26 protein-coding genes and 1 pseudogene are annotated in these 22,268 nt (G+C 68.6%); 8 read left to right on the top strand and 19 right to left on the bottom strand.

Translation table 11 applies throughout. From position 1 onward, the window contains the following. Positions 1 to 102 precede the first annotated feature (102 nt). From ACFZP7_RS20255 to ACFZP7_RS20245, 3 genes and pseudogenes are all read left to right on the top strand, one after another. Positions 103 to 659 (top strand): annotated as a pseudogene (locus ACFZP7_RS20255) (hypothetical protein). A 19-nt stretch (positions 660 to 678) separates the two neighbouring features. Beyond that, on the top strand, positions 679 to 1,029 hold the full coding sequence (locus tag ACFZP7_RS20250) for a hypothetical protein (protein WP_019328435.1): 351 nt from the start codon (positions 679 to 681) through the stop codon (positions 1,027 to 1,029). Positions 1,030 to 1,086: 57 nt separating this feature from the next. Then, a complete protein-coding gene (locus tag ACFZP7_RS20245) occupies positions 1,087 to 1,383 on the top strand; it encodes a hypothetical protein (protein WP_385635104.1) in 297 nt (98 codons plus the stop codon). Between the two features lie 154 nt (positions 1,384 to 1,537). Here the strand turns inward: ACFZP7_RS20245 and ACFZP7_RS20240 are convergent, their stop codons facing one another. The 11 genes from ACFZP7_RS20240 to ACFZP7_RS20190 form a co-directional block, all read right to left on the bottom strand. Further along, positions 1,538 to 2,581 carry a hypothetical protein gene (locus ACFZP7_RS20240; protein ID WP_385635102.1) on the bottom strand — a complete coding sequence of 348 codons (1,044 nt, stop codon included), beginning with the start codon at positions 2,579 to 2,581 and terminating at the stop codon, positions 1,538 to 1,540. After that, positions 2,578 to 3,234: a hypothetical protein gene (locus ACFZP7_RS20235; protein ID WP_210903589.1), complete on the bottom strand. Its 657-nt coding sequence runs from the start codon at positions 3,232 to 3,234 to the stop codon at positions 2,578 to 2,580. The genes ACFZP7_RS20240 and ACFZP7_RS20235 overlap by 4 nt, the downstream gene beginning before the upstream one ends. A gap of 63 nt (positions 3,235 to 3,297) precedes the next feature. Beyond that, the gene (locus ACFZP7_RS20230) at positions 3,298 to 3,759 is read right to left on the bottom strand and encodes a TadE/TadG family type IV pilus assembly protein (RefSeq protein ID WP_127444946.1); all 462 of its coding nucleotides are present in this window, start codon (positions 3,757 to 3,759) and stop codon (positions 3,298 to 3,300) included. Beyond that, the gene (locus ACFZP7_RS20225; RefSeq protein WP_385635099.1) at positions 3,756 to 4,232 is read right to left on the bottom strand and encodes a TadE/TadG family type IV pilus assembly protein; all 477 of its coding nucleotides are present in this window, start codon (positions 4,230 to 4,232) and stop codon (positions 3,756 to 3,758) included. The genes ACFZP7_RS20230 and ACFZP7_RS20225 overlap by 4 nt, the downstream gene beginning before the upstream one ends. Then, a complete protein-coding gene (locus ACFZP7_RS20220; RefSeq protein ID WP_029393977.1) occupies positions 4,233 to 4,682 on the bottom strand; it encodes a TadE family protein in 450 nt (149 codons plus the stop codon). It lies immediately after the preceding gene. 66 nt (positions 4,683 to 4,748) lie between these two features. Next, complete coding sequence (locus ACFZP7_RS20215; RefSeq protein ID WP_019328443.1) at positions 4,749 to 5,009, bottom strand: hypothetical protein; 261 nt, start codon at positions 5,007 to 5,009, stop codon at positions 4,749 to 4,751. Positions 5,010 to 5,110: 101 nt separating this feature from the next. Further along, entirely contained in the window at positions 5,111 to 6,034 is a 924-nt protein-coding gene (locus ACFZP7_RS20210; protein ID WP_210903590.1) for a type II secretion system F family protein, read from the bottom strand. Beyond that, complete coding sequence (locus tag ACFZP7_RS20205) at positions 6,031 to 7,038, bottom strand: type II secretion system F family protein (RefSeq protein WP_037900167.1); 1,008 nt, start codon at positions 7,036 to 7,038, stop codon at positions 6,031 to 6,033. Before ACFZP7_RS20205 ends, ACFZP7_RS20210 begins: the two co-directional genes overlap by 4 nt. Before the next feature lie 86 nt (positions 7,039 to 7,124). Further along, positions 7,125 to 8,432, bottom strand: a complete 1,308-nt coding sequence (locus tag ACFZP7_RS20200) for a CpaF family protein (protein ID WP_019328446.1) — start codon at positions 8,430 to 8,432, stop codon at positions 7,125 to 7,127. After that, positions 8,429 to 9,286 carry a hypothetical protein gene (locus ACFZP7_RS20195; RefSeq protein ID WP_046251448.1) on the bottom strand — a complete coding sequence of 286 codons (858 nt, stop codon included), beginning with the start codon at positions 9,284 to 9,286 and terminating at the stop codon, positions 8,429 to 8,431. The genes ACFZP7_RS20200 and ACFZP7_RS20195 overlap by 4 nt, the downstream gene beginning before the upstream one ends. 18 nt (positions 9,287 to 9,304) lie before the next feature. After that, the gene (locus tag ACFZP7_RS20190) at positions 9,305 to 10,030 is read right to left on the bottom strand and encodes a hypothetical protein (RefSeq protein ID WP_062130530.1); all 726 of its coding nucleotides are present in this window, start codon (positions 10,028 to 10,030) and stop codon (positions 9,305 to 9,307) included. A gap of 498 nt (positions 10,031 to 10,528) precedes the next feature. Here ACFZP7_RS20190 and ACFZP7_RS20185 point away from each other — a divergent pair, with 498 nt between their 5' ends. The 3 genes from ACFZP7_RS20185 to ACFZP7_RS20175 all read left to right on the top strand — a co-directional run bounded on the left by ACFZP7_RS20185 (position 10,529) and on the right by ACFZP7_RS20175 (position 14,546). Continuing rightward, a complete protein-coding gene (locus ACFZP7_RS20185; RefSeq protein WP_385635096.1) occupies positions 10,529 to 11,467 on the top strand; it encodes a hypothetical protein in 939 nt (312 codons plus the stop codon). Positions 11,468 to 11,523: 56 nt separating this feature from the next. Further along, a complete protein-coding gene (locus ACFZP7_RS20180; protein WP_385635094.1) occupies positions 11,524 to 12,276 on the top strand; it encodes a hypothetical protein in 753 nt (250 codons plus the stop codon). A gap of 101 nt (positions 12,277 to 12,377) precedes the next feature. Beyond that, positions 12,378 to 14,546: a hypothetical protein gene (locus ACFZP7_RS20175; RefSeq protein ID WP_385635092.1), complete on the top strand. Its 2,169-nt coding sequence runs from the start codon at positions 12,378 to 12,380 to the stop codon at positions 14,544 to 14,546. 73 nt (positions 14,547 to 14,619) lie between these two features. Here ACFZP7_RS20175 and ACFZP7_RS20170 read toward each other — a convergent pair whose 3' ends face one another. Beyond that, entirely contained in the window at positions 14,620 to 15,186 is a 567-nt protein-coding gene (locus tag ACFZP7_RS20170) for a hypothetical protein (protein ID WP_385635090.1), read from the bottom strand. Positions 15,187 to 15,190: 4 nt separating this feature from the next. Beyond that, positions 15,191 to 15,841 (bottom strand): hypothetical protein, encoded by a 651-nt coding sequence (locus ACFZP7_RS20165; protein ID WP_385635088.1) that lies wholly within the window; start codon positions 15,839 to 15,841, stop codon positions 15,191 to 15,193. Between the two features lie 258 nt (positions 15,842 to 16,099). Here ACFZP7_RS20165 and ACFZP7_RS20160 point away from each other — a divergent pair, with 258 nt between their 5' ends. Both ACFZP7_RS20160 and ACFZP7_RS20155 read left to right on the top strand, forming a co-directional pair. Then, positions 16,100 to 16,753, top strand: a complete 654-nt coding sequence (locus ACFZP7_RS20160) for a hypothetical protein (protein WP_307852387.1) — start codon at positions 16,100 to 16,102, stop codon at positions 16,751 to 16,753. After that, positions 16,741 to 17,784 (top strand): hypothetical protein, encoded by a 1,044-nt coding sequence (locus tag ACFZP7_RS20155; RefSeq protein WP_385635086.1) that lies wholly within the window; start codon positions 16,741 to 16,743, stop codon positions 17,782 to 17,784. The genes ACFZP7_RS20160 and ACFZP7_RS20155 overlap by 13 nt, the downstream gene beginning before the upstream one ends. A 188-nt stretch (positions 17,785 to 17,972) precedes the next feature. Here the strand turns inward: ACFZP7_RS20155 and ACFZP7_RS20150 are convergent, their stop codons facing one another. The 6 genes from ACFZP7_RS20150 to ACFZP7_RS20125 form a co-directional block, all read right to left on the bottom strand. Continuing rightward, positions 17,973 to 18,569, bottom strand: a complete 597-nt coding sequence (locus ACFZP7_RS20150) for a hypothetical protein (protein ID WP_210903596.1) — start codon at positions 18,567 to 18,569, stop codon at positions 17,973 to 17,975. Between the two features lie 103 nt (positions 18,570 to 18,672). Beyond that, on the bottom strand, positions 18,673 to 19,239 hold the full coding sequence (locus ACFZP7_RS20145; RefSeq protein ID WP_385635084.1) for a hypothetical protein: 567 nt from the start codon (positions 19,237 to 19,239) through the stop codon (positions 18,673 to 18,675). 70 nt (positions 19,240 to 19,309) lie between these two features. After that, on the bottom strand, positions 19,310 to 19,978 hold the full coding sequence (locus tag ACFZP7_RS20140) for a hypothetical protein (protein WP_385635082.1): 669 nt from the start codon (positions 19,976 to 19,978) through the stop codon (positions 19,310 to 19,312). Further along, positions 19,975 to 20,550, bottom strand: coding sequence for a hypothetical protein (locus ACFZP7_RS20135; RefSeq protein ID WP_385635080.1), 576 nt, complete (start codon positions 20,548 to 20,550; stop codon positions 19,975 to 19,977). The genes ACFZP7_RS20140 and ACFZP7_RS20135 overlap by 4 nt, the downstream gene beginning before the upstream one ends. A gap of 43 nt (positions 20,551 to 20,593) precedes the next feature. After that, the gene (locus ACFZP7_RS20130) at positions 20,594 to 21,904 is read right to left on the bottom strand and encodes a putative T7SS-secreted protein (protein ID WP_385635078.1); all 1,311 of its coding nucleotides are present in this window, start codon (positions 21,902 to 21,904) and stop codon (positions 20,594 to 20,596) included. Further along, positions 21,901 to 22,206, bottom strand: coding sequence for a hypothetical protein (locus ACFZP7_RS20125; protein WP_127438450.1), 306 nt, complete (start codon positions 22,204 to 22,206; stop codon positions 21,901 to 21,903). The genes ACFZP7_RS20130 and ACFZP7_RS20125 overlap by 4 nt, the downstream gene beginning before the upstream one ends. Between the last annotated feature and the right edge of the window lie 62 nt (positions 22,207 to 22,268).

The raw sequence follows: 22,268 nt of genomic DNA, 5'->3' as shown, positions 1-22,268 counted from the left end.
AGCAAACAGATACGAACTCGAGATCAACTGGAGCACTAGCTCGTGGACGTCAACCCTGTCGGCTTCTCGCTATCCGTTCCCGAATCTTGGTGGGAGTTCGGCATTCGCCCTGAAGGCCGGGAGGCAACCGTTCGTGGCTTGGTGGACGAACGCGTCAAGAGACACCGGAGATCGCACCATACCGCGCAGAGTTGAGCACCATGCTCCGCAAGATGGCCAAGGACGCCTACGACTCCGGTGCGATCTACCTGGGCTGCATGGCCGAGAACTTCGACGGCGTCCCGCTCTCCGCCACCGTCACCGTCACCGTGCTCGGCGCGAAGAACAAGCAGGGCGTCGCCCTGTCCACCGACCCCCGCGCCATAGCCGAGAACCTGCGCACGATCACCCCTCGCCGCGACGGAGACGCCTGGCGCAAGGTCACCACTGTGGACATCCCGGACGTGGGCGCGGCCGCGCGGACGTACGGCGTCGAGGACGTGCCCGTGGCCCAAGGCGACAGTCGTACGCTGCGCATGGTGCTGACCCAGACGTACATTCCCGTCCCGGGAACCAGCGACCAGGTCGTCCTCGTCTCCGGGGCCAGCCCGGTGCTGGATCTCGCCGAGGCGTTCCACGACATCTTCGACGCGGTCACCAGCACCTTCCGTTTCGTCTGACAGTTGGGGGCTTCGGGCCATGGGCAAGGGCAAGAGCGACCTCGCGCTGCCGCTCTCCGAGATGGAGGACTACGGGCGCCGGCTGCGGTCGCTGAAGACGCGGCTGAACCACACCAAGAAGCTCTTCGAGTCGTACAAGGACGACATCGGCGACGGCAGCGTCAACGACGCCCTCGGCGACTTCGAGTCCAACTGGGAGGACGGCCGCGAGGACATCACCCAGCAGCTCGACGCCCTCGCCGACATGTCGGACGCCGTGGTCCGGGAGTTCAAGAAGCTCGACGACGACCTCACCAAGAAGGTCAGCGGCTCCGTCAAGACGGAGGACGAGCGGGGAGGGAAGAGTGGCAAGGGCGGTGGCGAGAAGTAGGTCCGTTCGCGTACATCGGCTGACGAACTGAACTGACCTGAGGAGCCCTCAGTGGCCATGGAACTCGCCCGGGGCGGACGGACGGTCCGCTCTGTCGGCTTCTTCACCGAACTCGCGCCCGGTTGGGGGTTTCCGGCCGAGGGCTCCCTCGCGGAAGCGGTGAGGGAGTTCGGGGAAGCGGACGACAGCCGAGTCGTCTCGTACCTTCGGGGAGGTACCTGGATCTGGGCCGAGATGGGGGCGGAACGCGACGTGCTGGACCCCGAGGGCCCGACGCTGGTCAGCGCCGGGTCGCTCTGCACGGACGGGGCCTGGGTCTGGCGGGAGGACCTGTCGTACTACCTGGCCACGTAACACCTGGCGCTGCCCGACGCCTTCGTCGCTCGGGTCCGGGAGCTGGCCTATTCGCCTCCGGTGGTCCCGGAGAGCCGGCTCTTCGAGATAGCGACCCGGAATCTCGGGATATCCATGGACCAGGCGTAGTCGCTCGGCTTGATGGCCTGACCCCTCAGCGGTTCACGGACTGGATCTCCTGCACCGTCACGTCCTGCGTGGCGCCGAACGTGCCGTCCGGGAGGTCGCCGCCCTCGCCCGTGGTGCTGGTCCACGAGATCTTCCAGGTGACGGTCGCCTGCAAGGCGTACGCGCCGTCGGAGCCGGAGGCTCGGAGGTAGGTGACGCCGCAGGGCGGGGTGTCGTTCGCCTTGCCGTCCGCGTACGGCTCGCCGATGCTGCCGTCGGCGTTGATCTGGCAGTCCCCGGAGGCTGGATACGTCTGGGCGTCGCTCGTGCCCGGGTCGATGTGGAGGGAGACGGGCTCGGCGGTGGTGGTGGCGGACAGTCCCGTACCGGGGAGGCTCGCGGTGACGGAGATCTTCTTGAACTTGGCCTTGTCGAGCCAGATCCAGGTGGGGAGGTTCACCTTCGTGGCTCCGGCCGGCTTCATTTCGATTTCCGTGCCGGGGACCGGGAGTTCGTCGTAGGCGTACTCGGCGAGGACTTGGGGAGTCACAGCGAGGGGCTCGTCGGGTGTTGCGCCGTTGTCCACCCAGAACGGGGGCTTGTCGCAGGCGCTGGCCTCGGGATCGTCCTTGCGATTGGGGTTGACCGCGGCTGCCCAGAACATACCCTCACCCTGCTTGTCGAGGTTGTAGTCCTTGTACGGGTGGCCGTTCTTGTACCGCTGGTCCAGCAGGTCGCCGACGAGTTCCCCGACGCCGCCGATGAGCGGCAGTCCGTCCAGGCCACGCCACAACTTGACGGTCTCCTGGATCTCCTTGGGAGAGAAGGCGGGTTCATACCAGCAAGCGGGGGGCGTCCAGTTCGTGTCGGCGGACGAGAGCGTGCCGGTCTCGGTGGTGTTACTGCTGCCGTTGACCGTTGTCTGCACCTTGGTCTGGACGTACATGGTGCGGCCGCTGCGGCCGCCGTCGGCGTCCTTGCTCTCACCGCTCGTGGTGGTGCGGTCGGCCCAGGCGAGGGGCGCAGCCTGCAAGGTGAGCAGCAGTGCGACGGCCGTGCTCAGAATGGTCGACCTTGCGATGCGGTTCACGGCTGGCAGACCTCGCTTCCGCGCTCGGAGGTGCTCTTGGTCGTCTGCCAGACCCCCTTGTCGTTCTTCCTCAGGCGGTCGTTGTAGAGGACGTACGAGTCCTTGCTCGCCTCGGTCACGTTGACCTTGCCGGTCTTGACGTCCTTGGTGTAGCCCTTGGACTCGTCCGCGCAGTAGACCAGCCCGGCCGAGCCGTCCTTGCTGAAGCTCACCTTGCGATCGAAATAGCGGACCGTCCCCGTGACCGTGACACCGTCCTTGACGAAGCCACTGATCCACTCCACGGAGCCGAGGTAGGCCGAGTCCTTGCTGTAGAAGGCCACCGCCTCGGACTTGGGGTCCTGCTTACCGATCGCCTCGTCGATGGAACGTAGGTACTCCGCGTTGTCCTTCAGTACGGCGTCCGCCTTGGCGTCCCCTGTCGTCTCCGGTGCGAAGACCAGGCTGTCGCCCTCCGGCAGGCTCACCTCCGGACGGTCGACGCCGTCCTCGCTCGCCGACGGCGACGGTGACGCGGACGCCGAAGCCCCCGTGTCCGCCCCCGCGATCTCGTCCTTGCCGGAGTCCTCGGAGTCCGAGCCTCCGCAGCCGGAGAGGAGCAGGGTGACCGCTGCCGTCAGGGCGGCGGCGGCGATGGTCGGGCGTGTGCGCATGGGAGTCGTACCTCCGTTGGTGGGGGGATGGAAGCGAGGGGCGGAAGCGGGAGCGGCGTGCGGTCAGCCCACCTCGTTCTCCGCCACCGCCTGCCCGTGGACGACCACGTCGCCGCCGTAGAACAGCCCCGTGAAGACCGGGGAGTAGGTGAGCTGGACCTCGACCTGCACCTGCGCGGCGTCGGCCACCACGCAGTGCGTCCCGGCGATGTCCGCGCCGGTCATGTTCATCTCGGCGGCGAAGGCTTTGACCCTCGCGTCGCAGTTCTCGTAGTTGATGGGGGCGGGGCCGCCCACGTCGTCGTAGAGCGCCTCGCGGTCGATGTCCTGGGCGGCGTAGCGGGCGGCCTGCTCGGCGATGTCCGCGGCGCGCTCCCGCTTGGAGATGGACATGCCGCCGTCGATGACGAAGGCCGAGAGGGCGAGGAAGACCAGTGCGAAGATGATCACCGCGCCGGCGCCCGAGCCGCGGTCGTCCAGGCGGGCGCGCAGGTGTGTCAGCCGGTCGCGTACGAGGGATCTCACGCCGTCCTCCGGTACGGATCCAGCGGGGAGCTGAAGGTCGCCGAGAGGGTGGTGGGGATGTCGAGGCCGATCATCGCCAGGCCGCGCACCTCGCAGCTGACCTCCACCGTGAAGAGGGTGTCGGGCTCGAAGCCCGCGCTCTTCTGGACGACGGAGACCGGGCCGGAGCAGACGTCCGCGAGGTTGGCCTCGGCGGCCCGCTTCGCCTCGGCGATCGCCGTGCCGTGGTCCTTCTGGATCGAGCCCGCGCGGGCCGCGTCCCGGGCCGCGCCGTCGAGCGCGCCGCGACCGTCGACCAGCTGGCCGAAACCGACCAGGACGAGGATGAACAGGATCATCACCGGGGCGAGGATGACCACCTCGATGGTGGACAGGCCGGCATCGTCCGCCGACGCCGGACGTCCGCCGTCCGTCGACACCGGACGGCGGTCTTCGAGCGCCGTCGGTACGAGGGTCCGCAGGGAGGCCCGCATCTAGTTCCCCCCGTCCTCGACGAAGCGCTCCACCGGGCCCATCGACTCCGCGTGCACCGTCAGGTCCAGCCCCGGGAACACCGTCGGGATGCGGGCCGTGATCTCCACGCCGACCGTGTCCTGTTCCGGCTGGAGCATCTTCACGTCGGGCGCGATGACGAGCTGCGGGCCCAGTTGGCTGATGTAGCTGTCGACCACGTTCCGCGCCTCGCCGCGCCAGCCGCCGGGCTGGGCGTCGGCCGTCGCGCGGGCCTTGCGGGCACCGGCCTGGGCCGCCGCCTGTGCCACGTGGTCGGCGAAGAAGTACAGCCCGAACTGCACCGTCGCGAAGATCATGAAGAACAGGACCGGGGTGAGCAGGACGAACTCGATCGCGGTCATGCCGGAATCGCCGCGGGTGGCCGCCGCCTCACGCGCGGCCGACACCCTGTGGCGCACCCGTCTCAGCATGCCTCCCGGCATCCCCCGCCCCGGCATCCCCGGCATCCCGTCATCCCCGTTCGTCGCGTCGTGCGATCAGCAGGTGCTGCCCGCGTCCGCGCCCTTGATGCAGTCGCCGACCTTGTTGGCGCCCTCGCTCAGGGCGGCGTTGATGATGGCGGCCACCACGCCGACGATCGCCACGACGACCGCCGAGATGATGACCCACTCGACGGCGGACGCGCCGCGGTCCAGTTCGCCGGAGCGAGCGCGGTCCACGCGGGCCCGCAGGAAGGTGATCAGGAAGTCCACGGGCACGATGCCCGTTGTGCCGGTGCGGAAGTTCCGTCCGTTCATGGTGGGTTCTGTCCTCTCGTATCAGTTTCTGGAAGCGAAGCCGCTCGGGGGCCTCTGGAGCGTTGTGCAGCCCCTGGAGCCTCCGGAGCCGATAAGCCGCGTCACACCTGAAACACCCGCATCGCCGCCGGGTAGATCAGGAACACCAGGAACCCGGCGCACAGCAGGAGCTGGGCCACGAGCATCGACTGGGACTTCTCGCCCGCGCTGCCCTCGATCTCGGCGAGTTCGCGGTGCCGCATGGTCTCGGCGCGGGAGGCGAGGGACTCGCGGACCTTGGCGCCGTCGTCGGCCACCAGGGCGAGGGAGGCGGAGAGGTCCTTCAGCTCCTCGACGCCCAGGTCCTCGCCGAGCTGCCCCAGCGCCTGCCACTGGCTGATGCCGGTGATGCGGGCGTCGGCCAGGGCGTTGCGGATGCGGTGGGTGGCCCAGCCGTCGGACACCTCCGCCGCCGCCATCAGCGCCTCGGGCAGACCCCGGCCGCCGGCCAGGCTCATCGAGACCAGGTCCAGGTACGCGCCGATCACGCGCCGTAGGTCACGGCGCTTCTCGGCGGCGTCCCGGCGTACCTCCAGGTCGGGGAGGAAGAAGAAGATCACGGCGCAGAGCAGGGCCAGCCAGACGGGGATGACGGGGCTGTCGCCGAAGCCGAGGGTCCACACGATCGCGAACAGGAACGGCCCGAAGAACAGGCCGCCCACCGCCAGCAGCGCCTTGGTCGCCAGGAACTTCTCCCAGCTGCGGTCCAGCACCGCCAGGTCCGCGCGCAGCGAGCGCTGCTCCCAGCCCTGCTGCAGGTACAGCTCCGCGACGCGGGCGCCGACCTGGGCGCGCAGGGTGCCGAAGCGGCCGGTGTCGTTCGCCGTGCGCGACGACGAGGCGTACGCCGTCCCGCGGGCCCGCATCGCGTCGATGCGGGCGACCTGCTGGATCGGGCTGCGCCTGCTCGGCATCAGGGCGCGGACCAGGGCGTAGATGCCCAGGCCGATGACCGCGCCGACCAGGACCGGCATCGTCAGGTTCATCGTCGTACCCCCTCGTCCCCAGACGCCTGCGACGGCTGGGACGGTTGCGGCAGGCGCTGCGCGGTCTGGGCCATCGGGTGAGCGGTGCCCTGCGCCGGCTGGCCCGGCGTGCGGGGGCGCACGAACTGGACGTCCGAGCCGTCCCGGACCAGGAAGCGCTCCGGGGTCTCGATGGTCGACAGCTTGCGCAGCCACCAGAAGCCCAGCGCGAACAGCCCGCACACGCAGGCCAGGACGAGCTGGCCGACGGGCGAGCCGTACGGCTCGACGAAGTCCCGGTTGAAGATGGACAGACCGAGGACGAACAGCACCGACACCGCCACGACGATCTGCACCGAGCGGCGGGTCGAGGCGCGCTGGGCCATCACGCGCTGGCGCATGTCGACCTCCTCGCGCGCCGACTTGGCGAGCGCGCCGAGAACCTGCCGCAGACCCGGGCCGCGCAGCCGCGCGTTGAGGATCAGGGCGGCGACGATGATGTCCGCGGACGCGTCGTCGATCTCGTCGGCGAGGTGCTGGAGCGCGTCGGGCAGCGGGGTGCGCGAGCGCAGCCGGTCGACCAGGGCGTCCAGGTGCGGGCGGAGCACGGGCGCGGCGGCGCGGGCGGAGGCGGGGATGGCCTGCTCGAGGCCGACGGCGCCGGCGATGGTGTCGCGCAGGGACTCGGTCCAGGAGGCCAGGGCCTCCACCCGCTTCATGGCGGCGCGTTCCTCGGCGGCACCGCCGAAGAGGCGGTCCCAGAAGAAGACGAGGACGCCGGCGGCGATGCCCAGCACCGCCCAGCGGGTGACGAGGAGGACGACGAGGCCGACGATGGCCGCGAGGGAACCGCGCTGACCCGCCCAGCGGATCAGCTCGTTGGCCCGCTCGGTGGCCTGGCGCTTCTCGTGCTCGGGCTTGGCGGGCAGGCCGCGTACGGCGAGCAGGAGCAGCGCGATGCCGCCGCCGACGGCGACGCCGCAGCCGAGCGCGTACAGGACGGTGGTGGAGAACAGGCCGCCCATGGAGCCGAGGGAGTCGAGCGCGGCGAGCGTGGTGCCCGCGGTGTCTGTGGTGACTGTGGTGCCTGTGGTCTGCGTGGCCATGTCCCTCACCCCCACGTTCCGTTGGGCCGGTAGCCGTAGGCGATGAGTTCCTCCAGGCAGGCTATGGGGGCGTGCGGGACGACCCGGCCGTCGGGGGCCTCGGCGAAGACCTCGCTGGAGAGCACGCGTCCGTCGACGCCGTTCACCTCGCGGACGGAGGTGACCATGCGCTGGAGTCGCCCGCCGCTGAGGAAGTTGTTGCGCCGCTGGATGAAGACGACGAAGTTGACGGCGCCGGCCACCAGCATCTGGCTGGCCTCGATCGGCAGCCGTTCGGCGGCCTGGAGGGCGTACGTCGAGATGCGGTTGAAGACCTCGTGCGAGCTGTTGGCGTGGATCGTGGAGAGGGAGCCGTCGTTGCCCTGCGACATCGCGTTGAGCATGGTCACGATCTCGTCGCCGAGCACCTCACCGACGATGACGCGGGAGGGGTTCATACGGAGGGACCGGCGGACCAGCTCCGCCATGCTGATGGCGCCCTGACCCTCGGAGTTCGGCAGCCGCTCCTCGAAGGCGACGACGTTGGGGTGCAGGTCGGGGAAGGTGTCGAGGCCCAGCTCCAGCGCCCGCTCCACGGTGATCAGACGCTCGTTGGGCGGGATCTCGTTGGCGAGGGCACGCAGCAGCGTCGTCTTTCCGGCGTTGGTCGCGCCCGCGATCATGATGTTCTTGCGGGCCCGGACCGCGCAGGCCAGGAAGTGGCCCAGCTCGGGGGTGAGGGTGCCGTTGCCGACCAGGTCGGAGATGAAGACCTTGCCCATGCGGGCGCGGCGGATGGAGAGCGCGGGGCGCCGGGCGACGTCCATGACCGCCGACAGACGCGAACCGTCCGGCAGCCGCAGGTCCAGCTGCGGGTTGGCGGAGTCGAACGGGCGGGACGACAGACCCGAGTAGGCACCGAGGATCTGGATCAGCTCGATCAGCTCCTCGTCGGTCTCGGCGACCGGCTCGCCGCGCTCCTCCCGTCCGTCGGAGTAGCCGACGAAGACCTGGTCGCAGCCGTTGATGTCGATGTTCTCGACCTCGGGGTCGTCCAGCAGCGGCTGGAGCCGCCCGACGCCGAACAGCGCGGCGTGCACGGCGGCGGCGTACGCCTCCTCCGTCTCCGCGTCCAGCGGTGTGCGCCCGGCGTTGATCTCGGCGCGGGCGTACTCCTCCAGGATCTGCGCGATCACGGCGCGCGCGTACTGCCGCTCGTCCTCGGTGGACATCGGCGTGACGCCGCTGATCTGGTCCTGGCGGCGCTGCTCGGCGATGCGGTCGCCGGCGTCCTGCCGGAACCGCTTGACCAACGAGTGGTCGACAGCGGTCATCGGCCGGCCCCCGCGTGGCCGTTCATGTCGGTGCCGGCGGGGCCGGTGGGCATGGACCAGGCGGCGCCGAACTGCTGGTACAGGTCCGAGGTGACCTTGCGGGCGGAGCGGATGAGCAGCGACTTCTCCAGCCGGCCGCGCCGGCGTCCGGCCAGTTGCTCGGCGCCGGCCGGGTCGTCGGCGATGGTGCCGACCACGCGGGCGCCGGTCTGGGCGGCCACCAGCATGTCGTTCACCTGGCCCGACAGCTTGGCGGCGTTGTTGGTGTCGGCGACCAAGACGACGCCGATCAGCGGCATGCCGAGGCTCGCGGCGCCGCGCGGGCCGCCGTGCAGCTTGTTGCCGAGGGCGGCGGCGCGGTCGCGGACGCGGGCGATGGCCTCCGGCTCGGTGCGGGAGAGCAGGAGGACCAACGCGGCGTGCGGGAACAGCTCGGTCGCCGGGGAGTCGCCGCTGATGCGGCCGCAGTCGGCGATGACGTCGGCGGGCGCGTTCGGGGAGTCGCCGAGGGAGGCGAAGGCCCGGCCCAGGGTCGGCCACAGGCCCGCGAGACCGGCGGCCTGCTCGGAGATGCCGAGACCGACGAGGACCTCGAGGCCGCCGCTGAGGGGCTGTACGTGGTCCCAGAGCTGGTCGGGGACGAGGCCGCGGCGCGCGGTCGCGGCGATCGACAGCATGCCGGTGTTGGGGTTGAGCGGCCCGCCGTGCGCGGCGGCGGACCGGTACACCAGATCGCCGCCGGCCGGGTCGGTCTCGGCCAGCAGGACGCGGCGCGGCCAGACCGCCGCGAGGGCGACGGCCGCGGTGGTGACGCCGGGGGAACCCTTGTCGGCGGCGAGGGCGATGAGGGCCATGGGTGGTGTGGTCGCCTTCTACTTGCCGGGGACCAGAACGAGGGCCACCTCGCCCGCGGACGCGGCCTGCGCCACGGCGGGGGCGTCGGCGGCGTCGACGGTCAGGGTGTAGGCCTTGTTGGTGCCGCTGATGCCGTCGCCGCCGCTCGCCGGGGCGGACTCGACCACGGCGCGCTCGACCAGCAGGGAGTTGTCGGCACCGGAGGAGCCGGACGACCCGGACGAGCTGCCCTGGTCGGTGCTGGATGCCCTGGTGCCGACCCGGTAGACGGCGACGTTGTCGCCCTCGCCCAGCCCGGCCGGGTACTGGCCCTCCTTGAGGGACACGCCGACCGTCGCCTTGCCCTGCTCCATGGCGGACTTCTTGGCGAACATCTGGCCGACCACGACGGTGCCCTTGTAGATGGTGGACTTGGCCTGGAGCTTCATGAGACCCGCGCGCTGTTCCCACGGCACGAAGTCCGCACCGGAGTCGTCGTTCACCATGACGACCTTGATGTTGTCCTCGCTGATCGAGTCACCGGCCTTGACGTCCGCCGTCACCTGGATCGCCTCGACCCGGTCCCCGGCCCTGAGCACCAGCATGGTCGCGCCCAACGCGCCCAGCAGGATGAGCAGGACCGCCAGCGCGGCCAGCGCGGGTTTACGCTCGCGAGGAGGGCTGGGAAGCCGGTCGCCGACCGACTGCTGAGCCGGAGCCGCGGAACGTCCCGCGCCCGCCCCCGTACGCTCCTGGATCTTCACGCAACCGCTCCCCGTACACCCAAGAAATTGTCTGCCGCGTACTCGCTCGAGCAGCGTCCACCGCTCAAGTAAGCGCGATCGTCTCCAAATTCGGACACTTCACGCGTGTCCGCCCGACCGGTGGCGTCCCGGGACAACCCCTGACGCACCCGCCTGACCTGGGCGAATAGCCAGCAGCGAGGCGGGTGTCAAGCCATCGCACCGTATCAGCCGCACATAAGCCCCTCAAGGCACGCCCGCCCCCTCACCCCTCACCCCCACCACCGTTACCCGTCTGCAACTTCGCGCCGCCACAGCCCCGTTGAAAGCCGCCCCACAGTCACCCGTCCCGACTGTGCGCGCGCGAATCCCCACCCGTCCCGGACGAACACCGTCCGCGTGCTGTTCGTCACGCTGCGGCCATGATGCCTGCACGATTCACTCACGAGAGCCCACCCGGCCCGTGCCATGATCTTCGCTCGGACTGATGAAGGACTGGACGGCACAGGGGGGAAGACCATGGACCTGCTTCCGGTGAACGGAGCGGCGCTGGCCGACGACCCACGGGCCCTGGAGGCGGTCCGCGCCGTCGGCCTGCGGTACGGCTTCGACTACACCGACGACGCGGCGGTGACCGCGCTCCTCGCCGAGCGGAAGCGCGCCCTGGAGGCGGAGCAGCGGCAGCCGGCGGCGTGGTTGGGGGTGCTGGCGCTGACGGCCGGCCTGCTCCTGCCGTTCGTCGTTCCGATGGTCCCGGCGCTGACCGACCGTCTCTTCGCCGCACTCGGCGCCGCCGGGTGCCTGCTCGTTGTCGGCGTGGCGTTGGTCGTACACGCGCGCACCCGCTGGAAGCGCGCGCTGACCCGGGGGCCGCTCGCCGGCTACCGCGAGGTGCTCGGCCTGGCCCGCGCGCACGGCGTTCCGCTGACCCACGTACCGGCGTGGCTGGAGGGCCGGTCGTCGACCGGAGGCGGCAAGGGCGCGGCGCCGATTCCGACGTACGCGACGGTCGAGCCGCTGCCGGATACGCCCCCGTCCCACGCGACGGGCGCCCCCTCCACCACACCGGTCGCCGCGTCCGCCAGCGCGCCGAGTGCCGCGTCCGCCGCCGCACCCGTGGCGGTGCCGCCGAAGCCCGAGGCCGTCAGGTCGTACGAGACGATGGCGGACGTCGGCGGCTGGCACGACGAGACGGGCTGCCTGCTGTTCCTGGCCGGCGGGGGTGGCGCGATATGGGCCGCGACCTCGGCCGAACCCGTCGGCTACGGCGCCCTCCTCCTGGTCCCCCTCGCCGGTTACGTCTGGTTGATCGGCCGTCGGCAGGGCCGGGAGAAGGAGCGGTTGCGGGAGGCGGCGCTGGCCTACGTCCGCGAGGTCGCGGCAGCGCAGGCGGCCGGGGCCAAGGTGCCCGAACTCTCCCCCGAGCTGCGGAAACTCGCAGAGACACAAGACGTCTGACCAACAGTCTCTCCCCCACTCACAAGACGTCTGCCCCCCACATCGAGGAGCCCCCCATGAAGCGTGCCGCCCCGGCCGCCCTCGCCGTCCTGTCCACTCTCTGCCTCGCCTCGCTCACCGCCTGCGGCGGGGACTCCGGTTCGGAGGCGGACTCGGCGGGCGAACCGGCGGCGACCGCCTCGGAGCAGGCCCGGGAGAAGCAGCAGTCGCCGGAGGACCGGCTGAAGCAGATGGTGATCACCGAGGCGGACGTCTCCGGCATGAACGTGTCCGACGCGGACGTGGTGAGTTCCGACAACAGCGAGTTCGCCTTCGCCAAGTCCCCGCAAGAGGTCACGGTCGAGAAGCCCGTCTGCGCCCCGCTGGCCTACGCCATGAACCAGCTCCCCCTCGGCGAGCCGCAAGCCGACGTCACGCGTTCCCTCAGCTCGTCGCCCAGCGAGCCCTTCACCTACGTGATGCTCACGGCGTACGAGCCCGGCAAGGCCGCCTCCGCCCTGGCCGGCCTGTCCGAGGCCGTGGACGCCTGCACCGGCGGTTTCACCGCCAAGGCCAACGGCAACACCAGCGCCTACGACTCCGTGACCGCCGAGCAGCCCGTGGCGGAGGCCGGTGACCAGTCGCTCGCCTTCCGGTCGACCCTGACCTTCCGGGGCGCCACTCACACCGTGCACGGCCAGGCGGTTCGCAGCGGTGACGTCGTCGCCGTGTACTTCTCCGTCGACGGCCTGGCCATCGCGAACGCGCGGCCGAGCGACGCGAAGCTGCCCGCCGCGGTCGTGAAGGCCCAGAACGCCAAGCTCGGCTGAGAAACGCCGGTTTCGCAGCGGCGAAGCCGTCAGTACAGTGCCGCGGGCGGATGCACGAACGAGGACGGGGGCACGGGGCAGTGCGAGCGGTGAGCACACTCATGACGGACGAACGACCGCCGGCCACCGGCGCCGAAGTCGGCGTGCTCCGCCTGCTGCTCACCCTCTGCGGCCTCACCGCGCTGCTCCTCACCTCCGCGACCCTGGCACCCGCCCCGGCCCGAGCCGCCGACGCCCCCGCAGCGAACCGGCCGCCCGCCCAGGCCGCCTACCTGGCCGACCGCCTCCGCGAGAACCCGGTCCACATCACCGACCAGCTCCCCCGCGAGGTCCCGCGCTCCATGGCGCCCGACTTCGCCCGGCTCGCCGAGCGCACCGGCGTACCGACGTACGTGCTGGTGCTGCCGCACCAGGGCGGCTCCGACGAGGATCTGCTGGGCGCGGTGCACGACCGGCTCGGACGTGACGGGCTCTTCGTGCTCCTCGACGAATCGGGAGTGAGCCAGGCGGCGGCCTACGGCGTGAGCGCCCCCGCGGAGGCGGCCCGGACGACCACCACCTTCGAACTTCCCTATGACGCGGGCCCGCTGCGCAGCTTCGAACTCTTCGTGGACGTCGTGGCGCAAGGCACCGGGAGGGCCGAGGCGCGGGCGGACGCGGCCCGCGAGAAGTACCGGGACGGCAACGAGCCGGAGGACATGTACATCGGCCCGTCCGACCGCCGGAACCAGTCCTTCGTCACGGGCATCGCGCTCACCGGCGTACCGCTGACGATCCTGCTGGTGGCGTGGTACGTGCGTCGGGCGCGGCGCCGCTTCCCGCGCGCGGCGCCGCCTCGCCGGACGGCCGGCCGCACCACCCCGTCCGCGACCCGCCGCCACCCGACCGCCGCGACCCGACCGATGTGGCGGCGTCTGCTCGCCCCGGGTCTCGCCCTCGCCACCGCGGCCGCGATCGCCCTCACCGCTCCGCTCATCTTCGACCAGACGAAACGCGGCCCCGCTCCGTTGCCCACCAGCGGCGACATGACGGCTCGGGTCGAACGGGTCGCCAAGGGCCTGACCCAGGATCCGGTCTACGTCGACCCGGAAAGCCCACGAGTGCTGGACGAGGCCCGGCTGACCCGGCTGCACGACCGCATCGAGCGGTTCGCGCGCTCGGAGGGCGGCGGCCCGGTGTACGTCACCGTCGTGCCGCACCTGCCGGAGGACGAGTCCGCCGGGGACGAGGAACTGTTCGCGGCCGCGGTGCGGGCGCAGCTGAGCAAGGCGGACGGGTTCGGCGAAGCGAACGGCGTGTACGTCGTCGCCGATCCGCTGGACGGCTACCTCGACGTCTTCAACCACGGCCTGCGCCTGGAGAGCCTCCGCCTCCTCTTCGACCTCCCCGAATCCATCTCCTACGGCGACGACCGGGCGGACGAGGCCGACGACCACCTCCTGGGCGAGCGCCTCGACGCGCTCATGACCTACCTCGACAAGTCCCCGCGCACCGAGGAGCCGACCACCACCGGCGAGCCCGCGCGCGCCCTCAGCCCCGAGGCGGAGAACAGCCTCCCGCCGCTCTTCGCCACCGACTTCTGGCCGGGCCTGTTCGTCGGCGGCGTGGCCGCCCTGCTGCTGCTCGGCCTGGTGGCGGGCGTCCTGGGGATCGTCGCTGCGGTCCTGCGTCGGCGCACCCCGCCGGTGCTGCGGACGCAGGCGCTGAAGCTTGCGGCACCGAGCAAGCCGTCCGAGGCGTACCTGCGCCGTACAGCTGGTACGGAACTCTCGGCGGCGGCGGACGCCCTCGCAGAGACCAACGACGCCGGGTGGCAGGCTCTCGCCCTCGCCTGGGAACGCTTCGACGCCGCGATGTTCCTCGTCGACGGTGACATCGAAGGCCTGGGATCACCGGGTGGGCCGCGTACCGACCCGGCCACGCTCCTGGCCGTCATCGTCCTCGCCCGCGCGTCCCGCAACGCCCTCGACGGCGACACCAACGACCGCTGCTGCTCCGTCAACCCGCTCCACGGCCCCGCGGCCGGCCGCCGCCACGTCCGCGTCTCCGCCCAGGGCAACCGCAGGCGCATGCTCTCGCTCTGCCCCCTCTGCCTGGACGCGGCCACCGCCGCCCCGCACGAACTGCGCGAGCGCAAGCTGACCCTGCCGGGCAGCCCGGCGGGCACCCGGGTGCCGTACGACGAGGCGGAGGGCATTCCCCTGTCCGCGCTTCGCGACGGGATCAACCGCCTGGCGGACAAGGTCAGGGAGAATGCGCCTGCCGAGTGAGCTCCGGACCGCTGCCCCGCATCGCGTCTGACGCCGATCCGAGGAGAGACGAGAGCCCGGAGCCGATCACCGCTTACCGCCCGGCGGCAGCGCGGCGGCTCTTTCCCTTGCCCTTCTTGCGCAGCTTCCGCAGACGATCCCGCTCCCGCGCACGGCGCTCGTCGAGGACGGCGCGCCGCCGACGGTAGAAGAGCCAGCCCAGTCCACCCGTGACGGCGACGTACACGAGCACTGCCGGACCGGTCCCGGAGATGTACGCGCAACCTGACTCGTACGACCGGCAGTTCCTCCCCTGGAGGCCACTGACCAGAAACACGATCGGCGCCACCGCGGCCGCGCCGCACCCCACTCGGGCCACGACATCGGCCGCCCGCGACGCCCCACTCGTGCCGACCGCGTCGCCGAACCGGTCCGCGAGAAGACCGGCCCACCCGACGAGGCTGAGCAGCCCCAGCCCCGCCCCGACCGTCCAGGAGCCACCGGGCAGGTCATACACAACCGGCGCGATGTGCCGCGAGTACCACCGCGTGCCCCCGATGGCGAAGACCAGCACCGCTCCGCCCACCACGAGGCACCCCAGCAGCCCGACCACGTCCCGCTTCCGCAGCCGGACGACGTCGCCCTCTGTCTCTCCCGACACCCGCTCACCTCCCGTCATACGCCCGGTCCCATCGACTCTGCCGCACCCCGCCCCAGGTGCCCATCACCACGGCCACGGCGAACAGGGTCCCGAGGAACGCTCCGTCCGAGCCGCCGTGCGGATCGTCCGTCGGACTTGCGATGCCTGCGGGGTCGTACCGCACGCGCAGCCGGTCGCCCTTCGACACCCAGTCATGACAACCGTCGCCCTCGGAAAGCGAGGGTGTGATCTCACCGCCGTCGACCGCACGCAGGTCGCAATGGTTGGTGCCGCTGTCGTCCATGCGGACGACCACCGCCTCGGTCCACACACCCCGGTCCGCCAGCGCCACCTCATCACCCGCGGCCTTCCCGAAGATCCCCATGGCCACCCCGGCCATGAGCGGCACGATCAGCTGCCACGCCATCTTGCGCTGCCTGCGCGGCACCCGCCGCAGAAACAGCACCGGCACCAGCGACGAGGCCAGCGGCAGCACGAGGAACGCCAGGAGCAGCGCTGTCCCCCTCAAGGGAGCCGGCAGCGGAACAACCGGCCCCACCCAGGACAAGCCCAACGAGCCACCGGCGCATACGAGGCTGAACAGCAACCAGCGGACGACATCGGTACGCCACCAGACCGGCGCGGTCGGCTCATCCCTGGCTGTGCCCACTGCCACGTGCCCTCGCCCCTCCGTCACACCACCTGACCCGGGACACCCTAACGAGCGTGCTGCCGACGCCACTTTCTGTTGATGGCCGTGACCGGCCACAGATCCGGACACGGACCGGGCACGGACCGGGCACGGCAGACCGACCGATCGGCGATACGCCCGGCAATGTCCAGGTTCTCGACGAAGTTCGCGCTGGCGAAACCAGTGACCCCACTACTACCGTCAGACCTCTTGACCCACACTTTGTCTCACGGGGAGTCCACTGTGAAGCGCCGTTCCTTGCCCGTTGCCACCACGGTCGCTGCAACGGCAGCGCTGCTCCTGACCGCCTGCGGCGGCGGGGACGACGCATCCAAGGACGAGAAAATCGCCGGTGCGGACACCGGAAGCTCGTCCTCTGCCGCAGCGCCGAGCCCTACGGCGTCGGACCCGGCGAACCGTCCTGAGATCACTCTCCCGAAGGGCGTCGAGGACGTCTTCGAGAAGTGGGAGACGGGTGACACGGCCAAGGACGCCGTTCTCTCCGACGCCGCACGAGCGCAGACCGCGATGAACGACGCCATCACGCAGGGCAAGACGGACACGCCCGGTCTGACGTTCTACTACGAGGGCAAGGCGCTCACCACGTCCGTGAAGTGGGTGCAGAAGTGGCTCGACGCCGGGATCACCTACACCGGCACGACCCGGTACTTCGACCCCAAGGTCGAGCTCTTCGACGACAAGTCGGCCGGCGTCTCCTTCTGCGCCGATGAGACCAAGGCCTACAACAAGGATCGCAAGACCGGAAAGGTCGACAAGAGTCCGGCCTCGGCCGATTCCTACGTGCTGTACAACACCAGGCTGGAGAAGAACGAACAGGGTGTCTGGCAGACCACCGACGGCACCTCCGTCCGGGGGAGTGAGACATGCGTTCAGTGAGGAAGGGCGGCTTCCTGACGTCGGTGGCGGTGCTCGCCTGCGCCTGCGTCCTCGCCACGGCCGGCGATGCGGCCGCCAAGGACCCCGGCGGCTCCCAGTTCGATGTCGAAGGAAACAACGACAAGGACGGCGGCCGGACACTGGAGTCGCGCATCGTCTTCACCGGTGCCACCGGAGGGAGCGGAGGAGAAGCCTCCGGCACCTTCACGCCGGCTGCTGACTGGTCCCCACCCGCCTGCTGGTACGAGCCCAAGTGGACTCCGGACCAATTCGCCGACGAGTTCCGTGAACGCTGGGACATACCGCACGCGAGTGGAGTGGGAGAGGCGTACCGGCTCTCCCAGGACCACTACATCAACGGAAAGCCGTACGAGGACTTCAACAAGAAGGAAGCCGGCAAGGGCCTCTGGTGGGACGCGGTCCGGGACGAGACACGCGCCGAAGCAGGCGACCCGGCGGCCTTCGCCTGTGACACCAAGACGTTCTGGGTCGAGAACGGTGAGCCGCCGAACGTGGAGAACGCCGTCACCCCGGAGGTTCTCGCTCAACTCGCCTACGCACGGATCAAGGTCCCCGACACCGCGGTCACCCTGGCCCCCGCGAACGCGACGAAGGTCAACCTGCCCACCTGGGCATGGCTCGACAAGGCGAAGTTCGACGAGGTGTCGGTCACGGCCTCGCTCGACGTCGGAGGCGTGCACATCCAGGCGACCACCACCGCCAAGCCGGTCTCCCTCAAGATCGAACCCGGCACGCCCGACGCCGAGCTGTACCCCGCCTCCGGCGAGTGCACGATCAACGACGACGGTTCCATCGGAGAGCCCTACGCCACGGGCAAGGCGAACCAGGACCCGCCTTGTGGCATCAAGTACCTCCGCTCCTCCGGAGACAGCACCTTCGACCTGCAGGCCACGGTCACCTGGGAGGTCGCCTGGACCGGTTCCGGCGGCACGGGGGGTGACCTGCCGGACGGGACCTTCGGCACCACGCAGGCCGTCACTGTCCAAGAAATCCAGGCAGTCAATCGCTGATGAGCTGCACCTGCCTCGCGAAGCACCCCACAGTGACGACTCGTACCTGAGGCCGGCTGTGCCATCTGGAGCATGGCCAGCCGCATCCCGGAACCGTCCGCAGACGTATGCACGGCTGCGGACGGCGAAACCCCACGCCCCGCCCCCCCATGAGTCCGGCCGCTCGGCATGCCGACGCGGTGCAGGGCTCAGATGTCCACTGCCAACGTCTCCGCAATACTGTCTGCGGCTGTCTCCATCTCCTCCGACAATCCCGGCAGAGTCCACGACATGAGCATCATCAGCGCAGACTCGGCACCGGTCGGCAGAACCCCGTATGTCAGTGTTTCCATAAGGATCCCCGGGCGGCGCCGTGAACGAGTACCGGAGGCGAAGTTCTGTCTGATGCGCACGGCAGGGCCGATCGGCAGGTCAGCGCGGGAGATCTCCGGGGGACCGAAATCGTCGGCGCTGAAGGTCTCTGCCAGCCAGTCCAGAGTGATCTCAGGGACTGTGTCGTCGGGATAGATCAGGGAGACCTCCAGGATCGCGAGGGCAAAGTCGAAACCGTCGGGGTAAAGAGCGAAGGCGTGGACGGGTTCGCGACTTCGGCTGTCCTCGGCCCGGGACCGCAGATCCTTCCGCAGAGTCGCCTTGTCGATGTCGTAACCCGCTGCCCTGCTTCGATCCCGAAGCTCCACCGCAGTGGTCTTCGACCAGCCCCGGACATCGTCCGACGGCTCGACCGGGAGCGACACCCAGTCGGCCGGGAGCACGATGCCACAGCCGCTGATATCAGTCGCCATTGCCCTCACCGCCCATCCATGTCCAAGTCAGCCTCGGTCCCTGGACCGGAAATCGGTAGTCGAGGGTGAGCGGAGGCAGCGCTTGACAGGCCGACCCCCACGGTCACCGACCTGGGACCCATCTCAGAGAATGAGCCATGGCGTCACAGAGATTGCCCATGGGGCTTTCCGTACCACTCAGCGGGATGGAGAAGGCCAGGTGCAGGAAGCCCGCTTCGCCAGGGATCTGAACGTGATAGTCGATAGTGGTCACGGTTCGGATGCGTACCGTACGTCCTGCCGACATGTCGATCACGTCGACATCACACCCTGGACCCTTGCGTTCACTGAAGACGCTTGCGAATTCCTCCGCCGTCGGAGCCGCACCGCGACGAACCGGCGGCCACGAAATCAACAGGGATGCTGGTTCGAGGCCCGCTCCCCCGGGAACTTCTGTGCAGAGAAAGAACTCTAGCGCTCCGCGCGCCAGACCTTTCTCGACCATGTTGCGAAGACTGACCCAGACATTGCGGGACACATCAGAGGCAGTGCGGCTCCCGGCGAACTCTCGGTCCACATAGGTTTTCAACTGTCCCCGCCAGCGATCCTGCGTGAGGTCGACATGAAACCACTCGCGAGGAACAAGAATGCGGTAGTCCGACGGCGGGGTTTCGGGTGCGGACGCGGTCATGCCGCCACCTTGGGGGTTACGAGCATCACTCCGCCGGCATGGAACAGGTGGACACCCTCGAACCTGGGCTTCATCCAGGCATCACCATAGGGTTACCTGCATCGTCAAAGAACCGGACGCTCTTTACAACACCGGCGAACATGGACGAGAAGACGTCCCAGCCCTCTCGGTTCGGGGTGCTCATTTCCAGCGTCAACAGAGTGCCGTTGCTCAAGGGAACCTGAACCTGAATGAAGGACGTCCATACAGGCTCACCCTGCCCGGAAAGCGTCAGACTCCCGTCGAGGTTGGCCTTGCGTGTGCCGATGCAGGAGACCGCAGGACCGCAGGGCAGCTCTATCTCGCTGACTTGACCGATGTCGAGATGCCGCATTGCCGACCCGATAAAACCGACAGGCCTCAGGCCCGCACTTTCGTCGAGGTCAGAAAGGCACACGGTCACCGTGGCGGTGCATCGGGCACCCTCCACGTCCGTGATGACGAAGCCTGAATACTGGACCCCGGCCTCTACAAAGGAATCGTAATGAGCGGCCACCATCAGCGCCCACTCGAGCTGCATCTCAAAACTCGCCTCCGGCATGACCGTGCGGGCCAGCTCGACCAGGCGCTCGGCGGTCTCGTCCAGGTCCTCAGCGTCTACCGGAAATTCAAACATCCCTTCCGGCATGATCCATCGGACGTTGATCCCACTACCCACATTCGACGCCCCAATCTCTCTCTCCAACTCGGCAGCGGTCAACGCTCCCCCTCTTCGTCTGATTCAGCAAGAGCCGTTTGTCGATGAAAGTTGGCCGCGAAAGGATACGGTCCGTAGTGTGGATAATGGCTGGGCAGATCCACTCCGGCCCTACGCGCAGCGTGCGTCAACTCGCGATACTTGTGGGCACGGGCTCGCAAGTTCTGGCGAGACCTGTCCCCCCAGATCTTGACCGCACCGCGAACGAAGAAGAAGGCCAGGAGGAGAATAAGAAGCGATGCGACTGCGAGATATCCGCTTCTTGCCGCACTCGATTCCCAATATCTGGCCACTCCAGCCCAGTAAATGACCGCGAACAGGCCGATCACCGCGAGCGGGACCCCCCACCTCGCCCCGGTGGCAAACATCGCCTCTTCGTCGTCGTGCCGAGATCGGAGCATGCTCAGCACAGCCCGGTCATCAGTGAAGTCGAACAGGAGTTCCTGCGCCGCTGTCTGGGCACGCACCTTGACCTGTGGGTCCGCATAGAGAACCTCACCTGGTACGAGCCGCGAGACTGCCCCTCCTCGCCGGCCGATGAACTCCCACTCACCAAGCTCAGTGGAATCGTCCACAGATCCTCCCTGCGATCGCGTGATTCAATTGCAGCATTTTCGTTCATGCAGCCAAGGCTGCATGAAACGGCCCGGGGGAGGGAGCAGGTGGCGTCGTGACGGGCGACTCCGGCTGCTTGGGAGGCGCTGAGGGAGTGGGCCCCGGAGTGGGAGTGGGCGATTTCTCTCCCGCCGGAGGCACATACCCAGTTCTTTCGCCATTCTCCCCATCGAGAAACCGATTCAACGCGCTGGCGAAACCAATACCCTTCACGATTCCGGTGATCCGTCTGCCCTCGATGGGGATCATAGCGGCCGGAAGGCTGGGTACCTTGAGCTTGTTGCCCAGCTTGAGACCATAATCGAGGGTCTTATTAGTCAGCTTGACGCTGAACCCGTTAAGGAAGTTGTCTCCCACTCCACGTAGCGCTGCGCCTCCCTCAAAACCCTTTCCGAACCCCTTGAGCTTCGAGAGGCCTTTAAGTCCCTTGAGGGCCGTGAACCCCTTAAGGGCTCCCAGACCTGGAAGAACCCCGAGGAGGTCAGTTCCAAGCCTGAGCCAATCCACCTTCCCTCCACGAACTTTCATGTCATACGCGTGCCCTGCCAATGCCAATGCACTGGTAATCACCGCGAGAGTCGCAAGCGCGGGTACGAGGACCTGCAGAGGAGGAACGAAAGCGCAAATTACTGTCAGAATTGACAACGCCGCCGACAGGTTGGAAAGGCCGTCCGCCCAGTCGGCAAGGAGATTCATAAAACCCCCCGGGTCTCGGACGTCGTCATGATGCGCCACGTATCTGATCCGACGGGCCGCACGATCACCGGCGTCGTCATATATATCTCGCGCATCTTTCACATCTTTTCGTGCGCCGCCAATCCGCGAGAGGGCGTCAGCGCGTTTCTCTTTCCACCTTTCATATTCCGCACGATCCTTCTCCGGTATGTCACTGACCAGAGGGTATTTTTCGGTGAATTTCTTCACCTCACGATCAGCGATGTCGTGATCGGATTCTGCTTCTCTGTAGTCCTTCAGCGCTTTGTCGGCCTTGCGCTGAGCCCTGTAGAGCTCACCGGCGTATTCATTTGATTCACCATCGGCAACTTTAGTGCCCAGCGCCTTGGCCGCTTCGTCATAACGCTCAAAGGCTTTTTTGAGGCGATCGCCCGCTCCGTCGGCGATCTCATTGAACGCGCGTCCTGCGTCACTGTCCCAGCCGTCGACGGAAGACAGCGCTTTGATGGCACCAGCCTGCTCATCAATCATGTCTGCCATCTTCCGCAACTTCCTGCCCAGAGCCGCGACCTCCTCGGGATCTCCCGGTGTCGGGTCGTTGTCCCACAGGGGCGGCCAGTCACTGGAGCGCCTGCTCACTTCTTCCCCTTCCCTCGGGCCTCGGCGAGGGCCTTGGCCAGTTCGTGGTCGATGTCTTCGTAGCTCTTGGCTGCTGCGGCCGTGTACTCGGCGAGCTTCTCAAGTTCCTTCGCGAGCTTCTTGCGCGTCTTCTTCCAAGTACTGCCGAATTCGTCAAAAGCGTCCTTCAGGCCGCTATGACCCAGTTCATCCTCGTACTCATCGGCCGGGTTTCCGTGTTCTTCGAACTCGCGATGAATCTTTTTCAGACTCCGAGAGCAGTCCTTGATTATGTCCAGGTCGAATGCTGTTCTGTCGGCCATTGCTACCTCCAGCGTGAGACATGAGAGAATATGGCAGGGCACGGCCACGTACACAGCGCGGA

The organism is Streptomyces sp. SudanB5_2050 (assembly GCF_964272335.1).
Taxonomy (GTDB): domain Bacteria; phylum Actinomycetota; class Actinomycetes; order Streptomycetales; family Streptomycetaceae; genus Streptomyces; species Streptomyces rochei.
This window is presented reverse-complemented; position numbering and strand designations above follow the sequence as displayed.